The sequence below is a fragment of the Stutzerimonas stutzeri genome (assembly GCF_002909485.1).
Lineage (GTDB): Bacteria > Pseudomonadota > Gammaproteobacteria > Pseudomonadales > Pseudomonadaceae > Stutzerimonas > Stutzerimonas stutzeri_AH.
Genome location: NZ_PPXG01000006.1, coordinates 316,636 through 330,625 on the forward strand (window position 1 = coordinate 316,636; position 13,990 = coordinate 330,625).

The following is a 13,990-nucleotide window of genomic DNA, read 5'->3' on the forward strand; positions in this document are numbered from 1 at the left end:
TTAAATATTTTTCCGGACCACGCTTGACAGGCAAAAGCCAAATCCGTCTAATAGCGCCCCGTTGCCCAGGTAGCTCAGTCGGTAGAGCAGGGGATTGAAAATCCCCGTGTCGGCGGTTCGATTCCGTCCCTGGGCACCATTATACCTAAGCCCCTGATTCCGCAAGGATTCGGGGGTTTTTCGTATGTGGACGACCTTCACCCCTTCCGTTTTGCGTACACCGGGAGGGTACACCTGATGGTTTTGGCAATGAGTAGACCCCACAAGGATTCTCGCGGCGTTTACTGGCTACGGCGGAAAGTACCTGCCGATCTTCGTCCCATTCTTGGGCGCACTGAGTACAAGCGCTCCCTGCGCACCCGCGACCCCGAAGAGGCCGCGCGGCGATTCCCAGCTGCATACCAAGAGTCAGCAGAGTGCTTTGCACTGGCGCGCGCTCAGCTGGCTGGCCATTCATTGCTCAACGCCGCTGACGTTCAACAACTCGCCGCTCGGTGGTTCAGCCAAGAGCACGCCAAGATGTTGAGCAGCGGTGACTGCAGCACCTACCTGCTTGCCGGCTCTCCGCAGATCGACCCGGAAACAGGCGAAGACCTTGGCCCTGTGTGGGACAGCCTTCGGCCCTTGCTTGATGACGTAAGCATTGAAACGTGGACGGACGTGGTGCATCCCTTTGTCGAGGAGACGCTAGCCACTCATCACTTGCCTATGCCCCCCGCCGGCTCGCCCCTCATGAGTCAGCTCATGGAAGCCTTTCGGGTGAAGCTACTGCTGCTCTCGGATTGGGCCTACTCACAGACCCACGCTAACGGGCGCTACGTAGCCCCTCCTCCCGTGGAGCCTCGCGCCCCGCTTTCGGTAGAAGCTGCGAGACAGGCAGAGCAGGACGCAGCCTCGCAGCTTCCCATCTCGAAGGCGCTGGAGGCTTGGGCCGAAGCCAAACGCCTCGACGACGGCGACGACCGCAGCACGCAGAAGACCATTGCCGAGTTCTCGACTGTGATAGCTCGCTTCGTCGAGCTGCATGGAGATATGCCTGTCGCCAGCATCAGCCGTGCTACCTGCCAAGCATTCCGGGCGTCCCTTGCCAAGATGCCAACCAGCGGCAAGGGTGTTCGCTCCCTCACAGCGCCTCAAGCAATCGCCAAGGCAGAGGCCGAAGGCCTGCCACTGGCCAGCCCTGCAACAGTTCGCAAGCAGCTCAAGGCGCTGTCCACGGTGTTGAACTTCGCCAGCCAGCGCCTAGGCCTGATACCCGAAGACCCGGTCTCAGCTTCTGGGCTGCTTCGCAGCCTTGCGAAGTCCGCAAGGAATGCCGAGACCCGAACTGCAGATGAAAAGGGCTACACACGCCGCGAGCTGGCTCTCATCTTCGGCAGTCCATTGTTTCGGGGTGAGTGGTCTCCGCCCAGGGCTGACTATGGGCAAGCCCTTTACTGGTTACCGCTGCTGATGGCATATACCGGAGCGCGTCGCGAGGAGCTAGCGCAGGCCTTGGTTGCCGACATCCGCCAAGATGCCGAAGCTGGCTGCTGGTTCATAGACATCTGTCCGGGCGAAGGGAAGACGCTCAAGACTCACAGCAGTCGCCGGAAGGTTCCGCTGCACCCTGACCTCATAGCCTTGGGCTTCATTGACTATCGCAACAGCCTGCCCGCCGATGGTCGACTCTTCCCACGACTGAAGTTCCATCGGATTGACGGATACAGCCATGCCGTTGGTAAAACCTGGGAAAAGTACCTCAGGGAGGAGCTGCGGCTGGAATCCAAAGCCTCGCCTTCCCACGGCTTCCGCCACGCCTTCAAAACACTGTGTCGGGATGTGGGCATTGAAACAGCGTTGACTGATTGGCTCGCGGGCCATGCAGCGCCGAACGTGGGGGCTACCTATGGGACCTACCCTATGCGCCGTCTGCATGAGGAGCTGAAGCGGTTCCCCAGCATCGCTAAAGACGCGGGACTGATTCGCTAGGCCGCTTCTACGGGCCGACGGCTGCGCTTGCTGAGCTTTTCCCCACGCGCCCCTAGGGACGCCAAGGCATCAGCCCGTTCGTTGCCAAGGATGCCGCTGTGGGCCTTAACCCAATGAGTGGTGACCTTCTTCCCTTGCAGTAGCTGGTCAATCCGCTGCCATAGGTCGAGGTGCTCTGGGGGCTTCCTGTCCGACTTCTTCCAGCCCTTAGCCTTCCAGCTCGCCAGCCAGCCCTGCAAGGCCTTTGCTATGTATTCGCTGTCCGTGTGCAGGATGATAGGCGCAGGCTGTTTGCATTGCTTCAGGGCTTCCGCAACTGCCATCAGCTCGGCCCTGCTGTTGGTCTGAGGCTGTCCCTCGGGAACTGGCCCAGCAATCTCCAGGGTGTCGCCTTGGGGGTTGGTGAGTACTGCTCCCCAGCCAGCCTGGGCAAAGGGGCTTCCGTTGTTGTGGCATGCGCCGTCGGTGTAGATGGTGTAGGTGTTCATTCTGTTTTGAGTTCGCTTGGCTGTAGGCCGCGCCGTTACTGGGCTGCGACCTCGTTTTGTTGCTTGCACTGTTAAAATTTAACAGCAGCGCCTAGAGACCCCGTCAGCCGTGGCTTTCAGGGTCTATCGCTAAGAAGTCTGGAGGCTCAGAAGTCGCTTTCCGGCTCCTGCCAGTCCTTCAGGAGTTCCCCGTGCAGCTCATGCAGAGCCTGCCGGATGGCTTCTCTTGCATCAGGACAGGAGGTGGTCTGAAAGACCTGCCTGACCTGGGCCAGTCGCTCAAGAGCTGGCATGGCGTCCGCAGGTGGGGAGGGTGTACGGGGGATGGCTTCATCGCCTAAGCCGTTGCCATGCTCTTGGCCGTACTCCTTGGCCAGCTTCGGGAAGTCCTGGGCCATCCAGTTCCTGATGGTGTTGTGAGACCGTCCAATCGCCTGGCCAATCTCTCTCAGGCTCTTCCGTTTCCCCCGCCCCTTCCGGTGCTGCCCGGTGCGGATGTAGACCCCGAAGGCTTGCCGCAGCTCCTTGGATTTCAGAGGCAGCCCGTGATGCATGTTGGCTTTGGCAGCCATCCACTGCGCATCCAGCTTACTGGTAGTGATGACTACTGCCTCTGCGGTGTCCTGCCCCAGCAGCTCCATAGCCGCTGCCCGGTGGTATCCGTCGATAAGGCAGGGGACGCCATCGACAAGAGCGACGCTCAGCGGTGGCAGTAGCTGACCCGCCTTCATTGCGGCGGCATAGCGGTGGATTGTGGACTGACAGAGCTTGCTCCTGACCTGGAACTCAGGGGAGCGACAGAGTTGCGCAAGGACGACGACGCTGGTGCTAGGGGCGCTCGGTAGGTGTTCCATGCGTCCCCCTTCAGCGGCTCATTTCAGCAGGAGTGAGAGCTTTCCCACCCATGCGATTGACCGGACCTAGCTGAAGCCAGTGAGGGGCGCTCCTGTCGTCCTGTGCGAGTACCAGGAGGTCGCCGAAAGGAGTGCTCAGACCAGCGACCAGCGCCAGCTCCAAGGCCTCTCCAAGCCGCGTGTCGCGCCCCTTCAGCTGGGCTAAAGCGTTGGCCAATTTGACCAACTCCGTGGCGTGGTCGCGCCGCATATGAATGTGGAAGCGCACAAGTGGCGCAGGAAGTTGATGGTGCTTCATTGGGTAGTGTTCCTTTTGGACGGGCGAACGCCAGAGTCCCGCAAGGAGTGACCTGCAGGGTGTTGGGAGGTATCGCCAAGGAGTAGTGGGAGGCAGTGAAAACGTAGCCTTCAGCCGTTTTGCTTGGGGCTAGTACTGGGGGTAAAGAGACAGAGAAGCCAGCCCTCTCGGACGGCGCATGTCACACCGCCCGGAGGACGCTTTAGCCTCTTCCGGTGCTTCCAGCCAGCACCTTACAGCGCGTCGTCAATCACACATACGCGGCTTGCTCCAGCTTTTCGGCGCCGACCGGTGCGGCCCCCTTCAGCATCTGGAACTGACCAGCCAGGTAAAGGCGGGAAACCAGTTCCATGCCGTTCACAGTCAGTGTGATGACCGACAAGCCGCTGCGGTCGAAGGCCTCGACGAAGTACTTCTTCGAGCGCGCGGGGACGCTCCAGGTGCCCTTGCGCTTACGTATGTACCCAAGCTCAGCCAGCTTTTTATGGACCTGCCTGGTGTTGACTCCAGGGAGCTTTCGGACGAACTCCATGACCGAAGTGCCCTTTCGAGCACCTACGGCAGCGCCGATGGTAGCCGCAGGCTTCAGGGCCTCGTTCTCGATCCGCAGCTGCTCTTTCTGCTCGACAAGATCTGCCGCGAGCCGCAAGGCTTCTGGGAGGTCAGTCGGGATGACTGGTACCGGAGTACCTTCGGCATGGGCTTCCAGCTCCAGCCAACGCTTGGTGATGGCGTATCGCATCTGAACGTTGTAACCAGAAACCAGAGTGATAGTCAGATCTTTGGGTAGGAAAGCAGCACGCTGTGGGCGATTGTATGCGTCGGGGAGATGTCCCCTAATCTGGGGAGATGTTTCACCCAACTCTTCCAGCATGTGCTCGATGTCGCGAATGACATGGTCGTGGCGCTTCCCGGTCAGCTCGGCAATCTCGCGGCTGCTCATGGTGATGCATTGGGCGCTGGAGTTGATGGTGCTCAGTGCCGTTTCAGTTTGGATCTTCTTCATTGTGTTTTCCTTCATGTACTTAGGGCATCGCACTGACTCAGCTCCTGAATCGATGCGACGGACTTGCGGCTCACCAGATTTGGTTTTGCCAAGTACTGGGGGAAAACATTCAGGAATTTATACAGCGCTGGTTATTCCATACGGGAATATAAGAGTGGCCAGACAAAACAGCAGGGGTGGAGTCAACACGGGGCAATGGTTGGGCTACGGATGGGGAATCCGTTGCACCAGACCATCCAATGGTTGTGAAGCGGACTGGTATTCCGTTGACCAACCACCAGATACGCCAAGCCCCGCTGGGTGACTGGGAGCTTCGTCTTCGTGAATGGTGAAGGCGTCAGGCGTTCGCCTGGACCGCCCTACAGGCACGCTTTACTGTGGCCGGGGAGACTTTCCAGTGTTCTGCAGTGGCAGCAATGCTGGCGCCTGACTCTCTGCGCCAAGCAGCAATGGCGACGTCGTCGTGTTGCTTCGGAGCGCCCAGCTTACGACCGTCTTCCTTGGCCTTAGCTATTCCCGCCATTTGCCGCGCCTTGATGTTCTCCCTCTCCAGCTCAGCGACCCCCGCCAAGAGGGTGAGCATCAGCTTTCCGGTCGGGCTTGAAAGGTCGAAACCTTCCCGCATGGATATGACGGTGACGCCCTTGGCCTTTAGCGCCTCAACGGTTTCCAAGACGTCGATTGTGTTGCGCCCCAAGCGGTCGATGGCTGCGACTACAACTGTGTCCCCCTTCCTGGAGTAGCTGTAGAGCGAGGCAAAGCCCTTGCGCTGCAGTGCTTTGGTGGTGCCGCTGGTGGCCTCGTCAGTGAACCATCCGTCTTCGCTGACGTTGTAGCGCTGGGCGATGGTGTGGCGTTGGGCTTCGATGCTCTGGCCGTCGGTGCTGACTCGGGTATAGGCGAGGATGGCGGACATGTTGGCGACTCCTGCTTGGCTCATAATCCTAGCGCAGAAATCTAGCGAATGGCTCGTATCTAGTCAACATTTGTGAGCCAACCTCAGGCCGCATTCTTTCGCTGCTGCGCTAAGCTCTCTTGCCTAGCTCACAAGGTGTAACTTATGAGCTAGCCGAAGGGGTAAACGCTTCCTCAAAACAGTTGAGGATCGTGAGTCCTCTGATGGCCTGTTCTAGCTCGCCACAGATGGAGCCACACTGCTGTGCCAGCCGGGCGAAATCAGTGGGCCTGTAAACGAATGTCTCCTGCTTGACAACACCGTAGTGGTTTTCCGCCAAGCCGACCGCGTGGGCCTTTGCCGGAGAGCCCCCACGTCGCCAAGCGAACTCATTTTCTCTGTCGGTAATGACGCCGAATACACCGTGCGCGAGCTTTGCTCTGTCCCTTCCGACCTGTACGTAGGAGTCCAGCAAAGCACTTGTCGTGACGACTAAGCCAGGCCCTCGGATTTCCGCCTGCTCCCGAACTAGCGCCAGCTTGCCCGCCGCATTGCGCAGGCGCGCCCATTGAGATATCACCTCGTCTGGGTTCTTCCATTGAATGTGCGCCAAGTACACACCCACAAGAGCTTCTACCTGGGCGTACGCAAGTATGCAGGCCCCTACGCCTGAGGACAGCACCGGATGATTGGCTACCACTCCAATACTCCAATCGATTGGCGCAGTCGCTCTGCGAAGAGGCTGAGGCATATGACGCTCCGGTAGACAGGCCCCACGGGGGGAAATCGTCTCGTATTCATTGATGAAAAGCCGCTCGAACTTTTCGTCGAATAAAGCCCGGGCTTTATTCGGCCGCCAATTTCTCATTGCTAGCATTGTCCCTGCACGCAGGTTCCCGTTCCGCTTCATTCCTAAGCAAAATCGGCCTCCGCGAAGAAATTGTCTCCACTCCACGACTAATGTAATCTTGCGCCGTGCCTTATCGCAATTTTGTCTTAAATCGACGGTCAGGGATTGAATAATGCTTTATGGCAGTTTGAAAGATTTTTCAAAAGATATAAAAACTGTCGAGCCGAAGGAGCTTATCGCTAAATGGCTAGAATCTGACTGGCCCCACGCATTTAGCGATCAAGAAACCTATAGCGAATTTTGGCAAGTGATTGCAGACGATTGGCCGGAAAGCGAGACTATTGCCTTGGCTGGAACGGGGAACTGGCGATATAGCTTAAATCCATTCAAGAACTTTCGCGAGTTTGACGCCCATAGTGACATCGATGTTATTGTTATAAGCCCCGCATATTTTGAGCGGACTTGGGTTGAGTTGCGGTCATATCATCGTGCAAATTGGTCTCAATGGAATAATGCGCAGCGCGATACTATTCTGCGATCGGGGCAGAACGTCTATTGTGGATTCGTTTCTCCTAAATTTATTTCTGACAAGAGCAACAAATACCGATTTGATTTTCTTAGAAAATGCAACTCTTACTCCAGTAGCTTGATCGACCATCGTGAAGTTAATTTGATGTTCTTCAAGTCCAGAGAAGAAACCGTCGATTACTATGAGCGGGGCGTTCGTCTTGCTAAAGGAAAACTTTAATGGAATATGAAGTCAGTTTGCAAACCATAGCTTGGATAAATTCTCAGCGGAATGAAGAGGCTTTGGAAATCAGTGCCGCCTTCCAACGACGGGCCGTGTGGCTTGAGCGTGAGCGCTCTGAATTGATTGCTACCGTCTTGTTGGGCTTGCCGTTTCCAGAAATATACATTCACGTCGTCACGGATGCAGATAGCGGAAAGCAAAGACATGTAGTCGTGGACGGCCAGCAAAGGACTACTTCGATTATCAAGTTTATTGATAACGAGTTTGCGCTTCCGGCTAGCCATTCGTTGTCGGGAAGCTACTTCAAGGATTTACCGGCTGAGGTGAAAGAGAAGTTTTGGGATTATAAAATAGTCGTCAGGAGCCTTCGAAAAACTAATGAGGCGGAAATCCGAGATATTTTCGCGAGGTTGAATACGAATAACATCATTTTGAACGATCAAGAGCTAAGAAATGCGCGGTATGCCGGAAGGTTCAAGCAAGCGGCTGAACGGCTCGCTGACAACCCTCTGTTCGAAGAAATGAATCTGTTTACAGCGCGAGATATGCGCCGGATGTTGGACGTAGAATTTGTCTCTGAGTTGCTATTGAGGCTTGTCGCTGGCATAACTAACAAGAAAGACTTGCTTGAGGAAGTCTATGCTGCCAACGAGGAAGAGTTTCCCAACGAGAGTTCGTATGAGGCAGAATTCACCACTGCGATGGCTCTGATTTGGAGCATCTATGATGAAAGCAACAAGGTTATTTTCAAGAGTCGCGGAAACTTCTCGAGCCTGTTCGGATGCTTTGTTGAGTACTACCGTAAGACCGGTAGAAGGACTTTCCAGAATCCTGAAAGAGTGAAGGGCATCTTAACTGAATTTCTGGCCGCCGTCAGGGAAAGAGCATTCACAGATGAGCAGCCAAAAATAGAAGAATACCAGGATGCTGTTGCTCGCGCTTCCTCAGATCGTGTCAGAAGGTATCGCCGCGAGCAGATTATTGGTGATTTACTCATTGAGGCTGGCGAAATCGAAAACAAGCTCTTTAGCTAGTTAGGGATATTGAAGCGTTGCCTATAAAAGTCTTCTCAGCGAGCTGAGTCGGGATAAATCCCGGCCCAGCCAGATGGGATATGCTAGGGCCTCAACGGCACATTTTATATCAGGCCCGAAGGCTGGCAGCCCTGCCGCTGTAACTAACGTGCGTATCTCTCCAGCTACGTATTGGAAGCTTCAACGGGCAGGGTGCTAGAACGTTGCGGTGCTGAGCTGTAGTCCCGCTGTATCCCTTACACTTCATGCTTCTGGCTAGACAGCTCGAATGGATGTGCTTGTCCTTCAGCTAGCCCACGACACTGTCGCATTTCTAATTCCTTTGAGCAGCCTGGACGACCGGTCCTTCCGAGCGACCGCCGCGAGCATGTCCAAGAGCTTGTCATTGATGGGCTCCGAATATTTTCAGGATGATTGTTTCTGCTACAACGTCGTCCTCTCTGCGCTATGAATTGGTGCGAGGTCAAGGAATCGAGGGAGGCCACCCGGCGCGGTGTGTCGGGTGTGGTCGCATGCCATCTTCAAGTGCGTCCACTTCCTGCGTACACTACATGCCTGAGCATGTGCATCAACATATTGATTCATAAGGGGTTGCGGGGTTGCCCTGTGTGTCGGCGGTTCGATTCCGTCCCTGGGCACCACTAATACCGAGAAACCCCAAGTGAAATTAACCTCCTTGGGGTTTTTTATTGACCGCGATTCTGTGGCAGGCACGCTGCCAACCTCATCGCGCACAAAGCAATCGCTCAAGCGTAGCGAGCTTCGTGCGTCACTCTGCCGACCTGCTCGACGAATGAATGCCGAATTTGGGTTAGCACCTGAGTTGCATACCTACGGCATGCCGCCCCGCACCTACGGCCACCATGGTCATGCCTCAGCCACTTTCATCGCTCTGACCTTGATTCTGGGCTAGGCTGTGATAGCGGATCGGGCCGGAACAAGGTTGCCGACTGCTACGAATTGCCAAGGAATGCCGCACACATAGCAAGGAACCACGCTGTGCACAGGATTCTCTCGATTCTGCTGATATGGCTATTGTCGACCGCCGCGCCAGCCAGCACTGTGCAGTGGCGCTTCGCAACCGAAGACTTCCCCCCGTTCACCTACCCTGCTGACACCCCAGTCAACGCCACCGCAGGCGTTCGCGCGGCTGGCCCGTTTGTCGAAGTGGTGACTGCGATCTGCGCGCGCTTGCAGCACCAGTGCACGATCACCCTGTACCCCTGGCAGCGAGCATTTCGACTGGCCGAGCAGGGCCAGGTAGATGGCATCTTCACGCTGGCACACTCGCCGCAGCGCGAGCAGATATTCCACATCAGCCGCATGCTGGTCACTTCCCGCTATAGCGTGTTCGCTCAGGCCGACAGCAGCTTTGTCTTCAACCATCCCGACGATATGACCGGCCGGCGGGTTGGTGTTTATGGGCCATCCGGGACCTCCTACGTGCTGTCCGAACGCCTCAAGTCGGTGCCTGACGTGCGTTTTCACCTGACGGCCGACAACCGCCGACTCCTGCGCATGCTGCAGTCGGGACGCTTTGGCGCGGAAGGCGTGGCGGTGATCAATCAGGATGTCGCCTGGCACTTGATCGACGACGAGCGTCTTGAGGATGTACGCGAAGCTGGTGAGATGGGCCCGATCAGCTACGGCATCGGCCTTTCCCGAAAGACAGTGAGCGCGGCGCAGTTCGAAGCCTTCGAACAGGCGCTGGACGCAGCCATAGCCGACGGCACGGTTCAGGCTATTCTGCGCCGCCATAAGCTTGAGGCCGCGTACTGAACAAACGCCCAGCCACTGGTTTTGCAACCCCATGGCGGGACGCCGGCTTCTGTCGATACCAGCCATGGCGCAGGCACTGCCCACTCTCCAAGCCGAAAACAGAACGGCAGATAAGCCGCGCTGCGGCTCGCTATGATCATCCAGCGCCTGTGATCAGCAGACAAATCGCCAAAGCAAGCCAGATCATCTGAGACTTGGCTCAGATTCGGTTCACGACCAGCCTGTTACCCTCGCCCGCCCCGAATCGCACGAATGCCACCATGCTGCGCTATCTACTTGCCGTCCTGCTCGTTACTGCCCTGCCTGCCTCTGCCGAAGCACTCGAGTGTCGGGTGATCGGCATCGCTGACGGCAACTCATTCAGCTGCCGGACCGTCGAAGGCGATCGGATCAGAGTCCGACTGGCCGAGGTCGACGCGCCAGAGCTCAAACAGCCTTACGGCGGCCAAGCTCGCCAAGCACTCTCCGGCTATATTTTCAGCAAGAATGTCGAGCTAACCGTGAAGGGCCGCGATGATCTTGGAAGGAGCCTGGCGCGGGTCAAAGTTGGCAATGTCGACGTGAACTCGGAGATGGTCAGAACGGGCGCAGCCTGGGCGTACCGCGGCAATCTGAAGGATCGCAAGCTGCTCGACCTGGAGGCAGTCGCGCGCGAGTTCAAGCGCGGCCTGTGGTCGTTACAAAAGTCCGAGCAACAACCGCCATGGGAGTGGCGTAAGGAAATGCGCAGCGGGCGCTAGTTGGTTGCACCACCGTCACCCGAACTCGGACCATCCATTCCAGATCGACCACAGGCAGTCCGCAGTTTCAAGCAGGGACCTTGTCTCCTTCCCAAACATTAATGAAAGTGATTTGTATTTAGTTTAGATTCACGCTCCCTATATAAATCCAATCAGGGAGCTCCACGTGCTTCGCAAAACCAGTCTGTGCCTATCCATCTCGGCTGCATCCCTCGCACTCCCCCTTTTGCCAGCCGCAGCGGCAGATGAGGCGGCAAAGCTCGAAACAGTCACCATCAGCGCAACGCGTGCCAGAAGCGAAGCGGGCAAGACTCCGCAGAAGATCACCGTTATCGACCGCAAGCAGATCGAACAGCAACTGGCTATCACAGCGGACCAAGGCGCGATCCTTAGCAATCTGATCCCATCCTATTCGCCGAGCAGGCAGAAGATGAGCAGCGCTGGCGAAACGTTCCGTGGTCGCTCCGCTCTGATTCTGATCGACGGCGTACCGCAGTCGACACCGCTGCGCGACAGCCAGCGCGACGGCTATGTGATCGACCTATCGATGGTCGAACGTATCGAGGTCATTCATGGCGCCAGTGCCGAGCATGGCCTGGGAGCGACCGGCGGCATTATCAACTACGTCACCCGCCGCCCCGAAAGCGGCGCGCTGCGCCAGCACGCCGGAGTCAGCTTCACCGCGCCCGGCAGGTACGAATCCGAAGGGCTGGGCTACAAGCTGGATTATCGCGTCGAGGGCACTCAGGGCGATCTCGACTACCTTGCCGCCGCAAGCTGGCAGACTCAGGGCATGTTCTACGACGCCAATGGTGATCTGATCGGCGTGGATGACACCCAGGGCGACGTAATGGACTCGACCAGTACCGACCTGCTGCTCAAGCTCGGGTATTGGCTAGACGATGATCAGAACATCGGCCTGATGGTCAATCGCTACCAGGTTGAGGGCGAGCACGAATACGTCAACGTTCCCGGTAATGCCGATGCCGAGATACCTGCGACATCGCGCAAAGGCAGCCCGCAGGGAAAGGCACCGCAGAACGAGGTTCTGGCCACCAGCCTGTCGTACAAGCACGCCGACCTGTACGGCAATGAGCTGGGGCTGCAACTGTACACGCAGCGATTTCGCGGGCGCTTCGGCGGCGGTACCAATGGCAGCTTCCAAGACCCCAGCATCGCGCCAGTGGGGACTCTTTTCGATCAATCGCAAAACGAGTCGGACAAGATTGGTGGCAAGCTGACGGTCAGCCGCGACGGCATGCTCGACAACCGCCTGATGCTCACAGGCGGCCTCGACGTGTTGCAGGACACCACCAGCCAACAGCTCATTCTCACCGACAGGGAATGGGTGCCGGAAACGGTATTTCGCAACTACGCCCCGTTTCTCCAGGCAGAGATCCGCGTGCTTGATCAACTTACGCTCCATGCCGGCGTGCGACACGAGTTCGCCGACCTTGATGTGGACAGCTTCAAGACCATCGCGTCCACCAACCCGGCGCTGGGCGGGGTAAGCGTGGAAGGTGGCAACCCGACATTCGAGGAAACGCTCTATAACGCCGGCGTGGTATGGCAGATGGCCGACTGGGTACAGCTTTTTGCCAACTATTCCGAAGGTTTCGGCATGCCGGATGTCGGTCGTGTGCTGCGCGGAATCAGCGAGCCAAACACCAGCGTCGACAGTTTTCTCGACCTGCAGCCGGTCGTAACCAAGAACCGCGAAATTGGCTTGCGCCTGAATCACGGACCATTCGATGCGGAGATCAGCTATTACGAATCCAACGCTGATCTCGGATCGCGCCTGGATAGCGTCGGCGGGGTCTATCAGGTTCGCCGCGAGCGCACCGAGATAGACGGTATCGAGCTCACCGGCGGCTGGCAGGTGAACAAGGCGCATCGCCTGAAGCTGATGTACGCCCAGGTCAACGGCCAGTCCGATACCAACGGCGACGGCAAGGTCGACACGGACCTCGATGGCGCGAATATCTCACCGGATCGTTACGGCATCAGCTGGCAGGCGAACTGGAGCGACAAGCTGCATAGCCTGCTGCAGGCCAATCACTACGCCAGTCGAGACTTCGACACACCAGGCCTGGAATTCGACGGCTATACCTTGGTCGATGCCTCTCTGGGCTATCGCCTTCCAGTCGGTGAGGCCAGTCTTGGGATCGAGAATCTGTTCAACGAAGACTATCTGACCTACTACTCACAGGCGGCCAATACCGGCACGCCAGAAACCCGCAACGGGCGAGTATTCAATGGTCGGGGAAGGACGTTCACACTCGGCTACCAAGTCAGCTTCTGACCTCGCGATCCGGGGCTTGAGCTGTGCCGAGACGTGACTAAGACGCTAGAGGTCAACCCGGGCTACGCGCGTGCTCAGCTGAACCTCAGCGTCGACTGAGCCAGCCTCGGTTCTGTGACGTCGCAGTCGCACCGCTGCCAATCACGCGCTAGCCTGCATGATACGGCCAGAGCGCGACTGCGATCGCCGAATGCCTGGAGCCATAGCCATGCCCCTACGCTTGATTGCGATGTCGATGCTGCTGAGCCTGGCCATGAGCGAAGGTCACGCCGGGGCGTTGCGCTTCGTGACTGAAGACTTTCCGCCCTTCACCTACGCGCAGACCGATACAGCGGGCAACGAAGCCCCTGCCGGCCCCTTCGTCGATATAGTCACGGCCGTTTGCGCGCGGCTGCACATCGACTGCCCTGTCCAACTGCATCCATGGCGGCGTGCGCTGGCGTTGGCCGAGGCCGGCGAAGCGCAAGGTATTTTCACGGTCATCCGTTCACCGGAACGGGAGCGCGCGTTCCACCTCACTCGCATGCTGGTGACCTCGCGCTACGGCGTATACGCACGCGCCGCTAGCCGCTTCGTATTCCACCGGCCGCAGGATCTTGCCGGCCGTACCGTCGCCGTATACGGCCCATCCGGCACCTCATTCGTGCTCGGCAACCACCTGACCAAGGTCGCTGACGTACAGCTGATCCTCAAAGCGGATAACCGGCGCCTGCTACGCATGCTGGAGGCCGGGCGTTTCGGCGAGTACGGCGTGGCCGTGGTCAATCAGGACGTCGCCTGGAATCTGATCGATCAGGAAGCGCTCACTGATATCCATCAGGCGGGTGAACTGCAGGCGGTTTCCTACGCCATCGGGCTTTCTCGTAACGCCGTGAGCGAAGCCGAGTTTCTGCGCTTTAACCAGGCGCTCGAGGCGTTGATCGCCGACGGCAGCGTCGCGCGCATTCTACGGCGCTACGGGTTGGACCCAGCTTTTTAGCTGCTACCGCGCAACCAATTGACCAATCAGGACAATTTTCTCT

At 57.6% G+C, this 13,990-nt stretch carries 13 protein-coding genes and 1 tRNA gene; 8 read left to right on the forward strand and 6 right to left on the reverse strand.

Annotation, left to right across the window (positions count from 1 at the left end; all coding sequences use genetic code 11):
• Positions 1 to 63: 63 nt before the first annotated feature.
• Positions 64 to 139 (forward strand) — tRNA-Phe (locus tag CXK91_RS16285).
• Positions 140 to 186: 47 nt separating this feature from the next.
• The gene (locus tag CXK91_RS16290; protein ID WP_103457145.1) at positions 187 to 1,971 is read left to right on the forward strand and encodes a site-specific integrase; all 1,785 of its coding nucleotides are present in this window, start codon (positions 187 to 189) and stop codon (positions 1,969 to 1,971) included.
• On the opposite strand, the gene CXK91_RS16295 is transcribed toward CXK91_RS16290, so the two are convergent.
• The 6 genes from CXK91_RS16295 to CXK91_RS16320 form a co-directional block, all read right to left on the reverse strand.
• Positions 1,968 to 2,459 carry a ribonuclease H family protein gene (locus tag CXK91_RS16295; protein WP_103457146.1) on the reverse strand — a complete coding sequence of 164 codons (492 nt, stop codon included), beginning with the start codon at positions 2,457 to 2,459 and terminating at the stop codon, positions 1,968 to 1,970. The two genes, CXK91_RS16290 and CXK91_RS16295, sit on opposite strands and share 4 nt — an antisense overlap.
• A gap of 146 nt (positions 2,460 to 2,605) precedes the next feature.
• Positions 2,606 to 3,313, reverse strand: a complete 708-nt coding sequence (locus CXK91_RS16300; RefSeq protein ID WP_103457147.1) for a ParB N-terminal domain-containing protein — start codon at positions 3,311 to 3,313, stop codon at positions 2,606 to 2,608.
• A gap of 10 nt (positions 3,314 to 3,323) precedes the next feature.
• Positions 3,324 to 3,611 (reverse strand): hypothetical protein, encoded by a 288-nt coding sequence (locus CXK91_RS16305; RefSeq protein WP_103457148.1) that lies wholly within the window; start codon positions 3,609 to 3,611, stop codon positions 3,324 to 3,326.
• A 250-nt stretch (positions 3,612 to 3,861) separates the two neighbouring features.
• Positions 3,862 to 4,617, reverse strand: a complete 756-nt coding sequence (locus CXK91_RS16310; RefSeq protein WP_181003964.1) for a Rha family transcriptional regulator — start codon at positions 4,615 to 4,617, stop codon at positions 3,862 to 3,864.
• A 337-nt stretch (positions 4,618 to 4,954) separates the two neighbouring features.
• Positions 4,955 to 5,533, reverse strand: a complete 579-nt coding sequence (locus CXK91_RS16315; RefSeq protein WP_103457150.1) for a recombinase family protein — start codon at positions 5,531 to 5,533, stop codon at positions 4,955 to 4,957.
• 142 nt (positions 5,534 to 5,675) lie between these two features.
• Positions 5,676 to 6,212: a hypothetical protein gene (locus CXK91_RS16320; protein ID WP_146048133.1), complete on the reverse strand. Its 537-nt coding sequence runs from the start codon at positions 6,210 to 6,212 to the stop codon at positions 5,676 to 5,678.
• A 322-nt stretch (positions 6,213 to 6,534) separates the two neighbouring features.
• Between CXK91_RS16320 and CXK91_RS16325 the strand changes: the two genes are divergently transcribed.
• From CXK91_RS16325 to CXK91_RS16355, 6 genes are all read left to right on the forward strand, one after another.
• A complete protein-coding gene (locus CXK91_RS16325) occupies positions 6,535 to 7,110 on the forward strand; it encodes a hypothetical protein (protein ID WP_103457152.1) in 576 nt (191 codons plus the stop codon).
• Positions 7,110 to 8,147: a DUF262 domain-containing protein gene (locus CXK91_RS16330; protein ID WP_103457153.1), complete on the forward strand. Its 1,038-nt coding sequence runs from the start codon at positions 7,110 to 7,112 to the stop codon at positions 8,145 to 8,147. Before CXK91_RS16325 ends, CXK91_RS16330 begins: the two co-directional genes overlap by 1 nt.
• A 999-nt stretch (positions 8,148 to 9,146) precedes the next feature.
• Positions 9,147 to 9,926, forward strand: coding sequence for a substrate-binding periplasmic protein (locus CXK91_RS16340; protein ID WP_103457155.1), 780 nt, complete (start codon positions 9,147 to 9,149; stop codon positions 9,924 to 9,926).
• Positions 9,927 to 10,186: 260 nt separating this feature from the next.
• The gene (locus tag CXK91_RS16345; RefSeq protein WP_103457156.1) at positions 10,187 to 10,666 is read left to right on the forward strand and encodes a thermonuclease family protein; all 480 of its coding nucleotides are present in this window, start codon (positions 10,187 to 10,189) and stop codon (positions 10,664 to 10,666) included.
• A gap of 166 nt (positions 10,667 to 10,832) precedes the next feature.
• Positions 10,833 to 12,968, forward strand: coding sequence for a TonB-dependent receptor (locus CXK91_RS16350; RefSeq protein ID WP_103457157.1), 2,136 nt, complete (start codon positions 10,833 to 10,835; stop codon positions 12,966 to 12,968).
• 208 nt (positions 12,969 to 13,176) lie between these two features.
• A complete protein-coding gene (locus CXK91_RS16355; RefSeq protein WP_256055768.1) occupies positions 13,177 to 13,947 on the forward strand; it encodes a substrate-binding periplasmic protein in 771 nt (256 codons plus the stop codon).
• Positions 13,948 to 13,990 lie beyond the last annotated feature (43 nt).

Bases quoted from the DNA above. Each gene is read 5' to 3' on its own strand.
- CXK91_RS16295 (WP_103457146.1), bottom strand. From the start codon at position 2,459: ATGAACACCTACACCATCTACACCGACGGCGCATGCCACAACAACGGA.
- CXK91_RS16300 (WP_103457147.1), bottom strand. From the start codon at position 3,313: ATGGAACACCTACCGAGCGCCCCTAGCACCAGCGTCGTCGTCCTTGCG.
- CXK91_RS16305 (WP_103457148.1), bottom strand. From the start codon at position 3,611: ATGAAGCACCATCAACTTCCTGCGCCACTTGTGCGCTTCCACATTCAT.
- CXK91_RS16310 (WP_181003964.1), bottom strand. From the start codon at position 4,617: ATGAAGAAGATCCAAACTGAAACGGCACTGAGCACCATCAACTCCAGC.
- CXK91_RS16315 (WP_103457150.1), bottom strand. From the start codon at position 5,533: ATGTCCGCCATCCTCGCCTATACCCGAGTCAGCACCGACGGCCAGAGC.
- CXK91_RS16325 (WP_103457152.1), top strand. From the start codon at position 6,535: ATGCTTTATGGCAGTTTGAAAGATTTTTCAAAAGATATAAAAACTGTC.
- CXK91_RS16330 (WP_103457153.1), top strand. From the start codon at position 7,110: ATGGAATATGAAGTCAGTTTGCAAACCATAGCTTGGATAAATTCTCAG.
- CXK91_RS16345 (WP_103457156.1), top strand. From the start codon at position 10,187: ATGCTGCGCTATCTACTTGCCGTCCTGCTCGTTACTGCCCTGCCTGCC.
- CXK91_RS16355 (WP_256055768.1), top strand. From the start codon at position 13,177: ATGCCCCTACGCTTGATTGCGATGTCGATGCTGCTGAGCCTGGCCATG.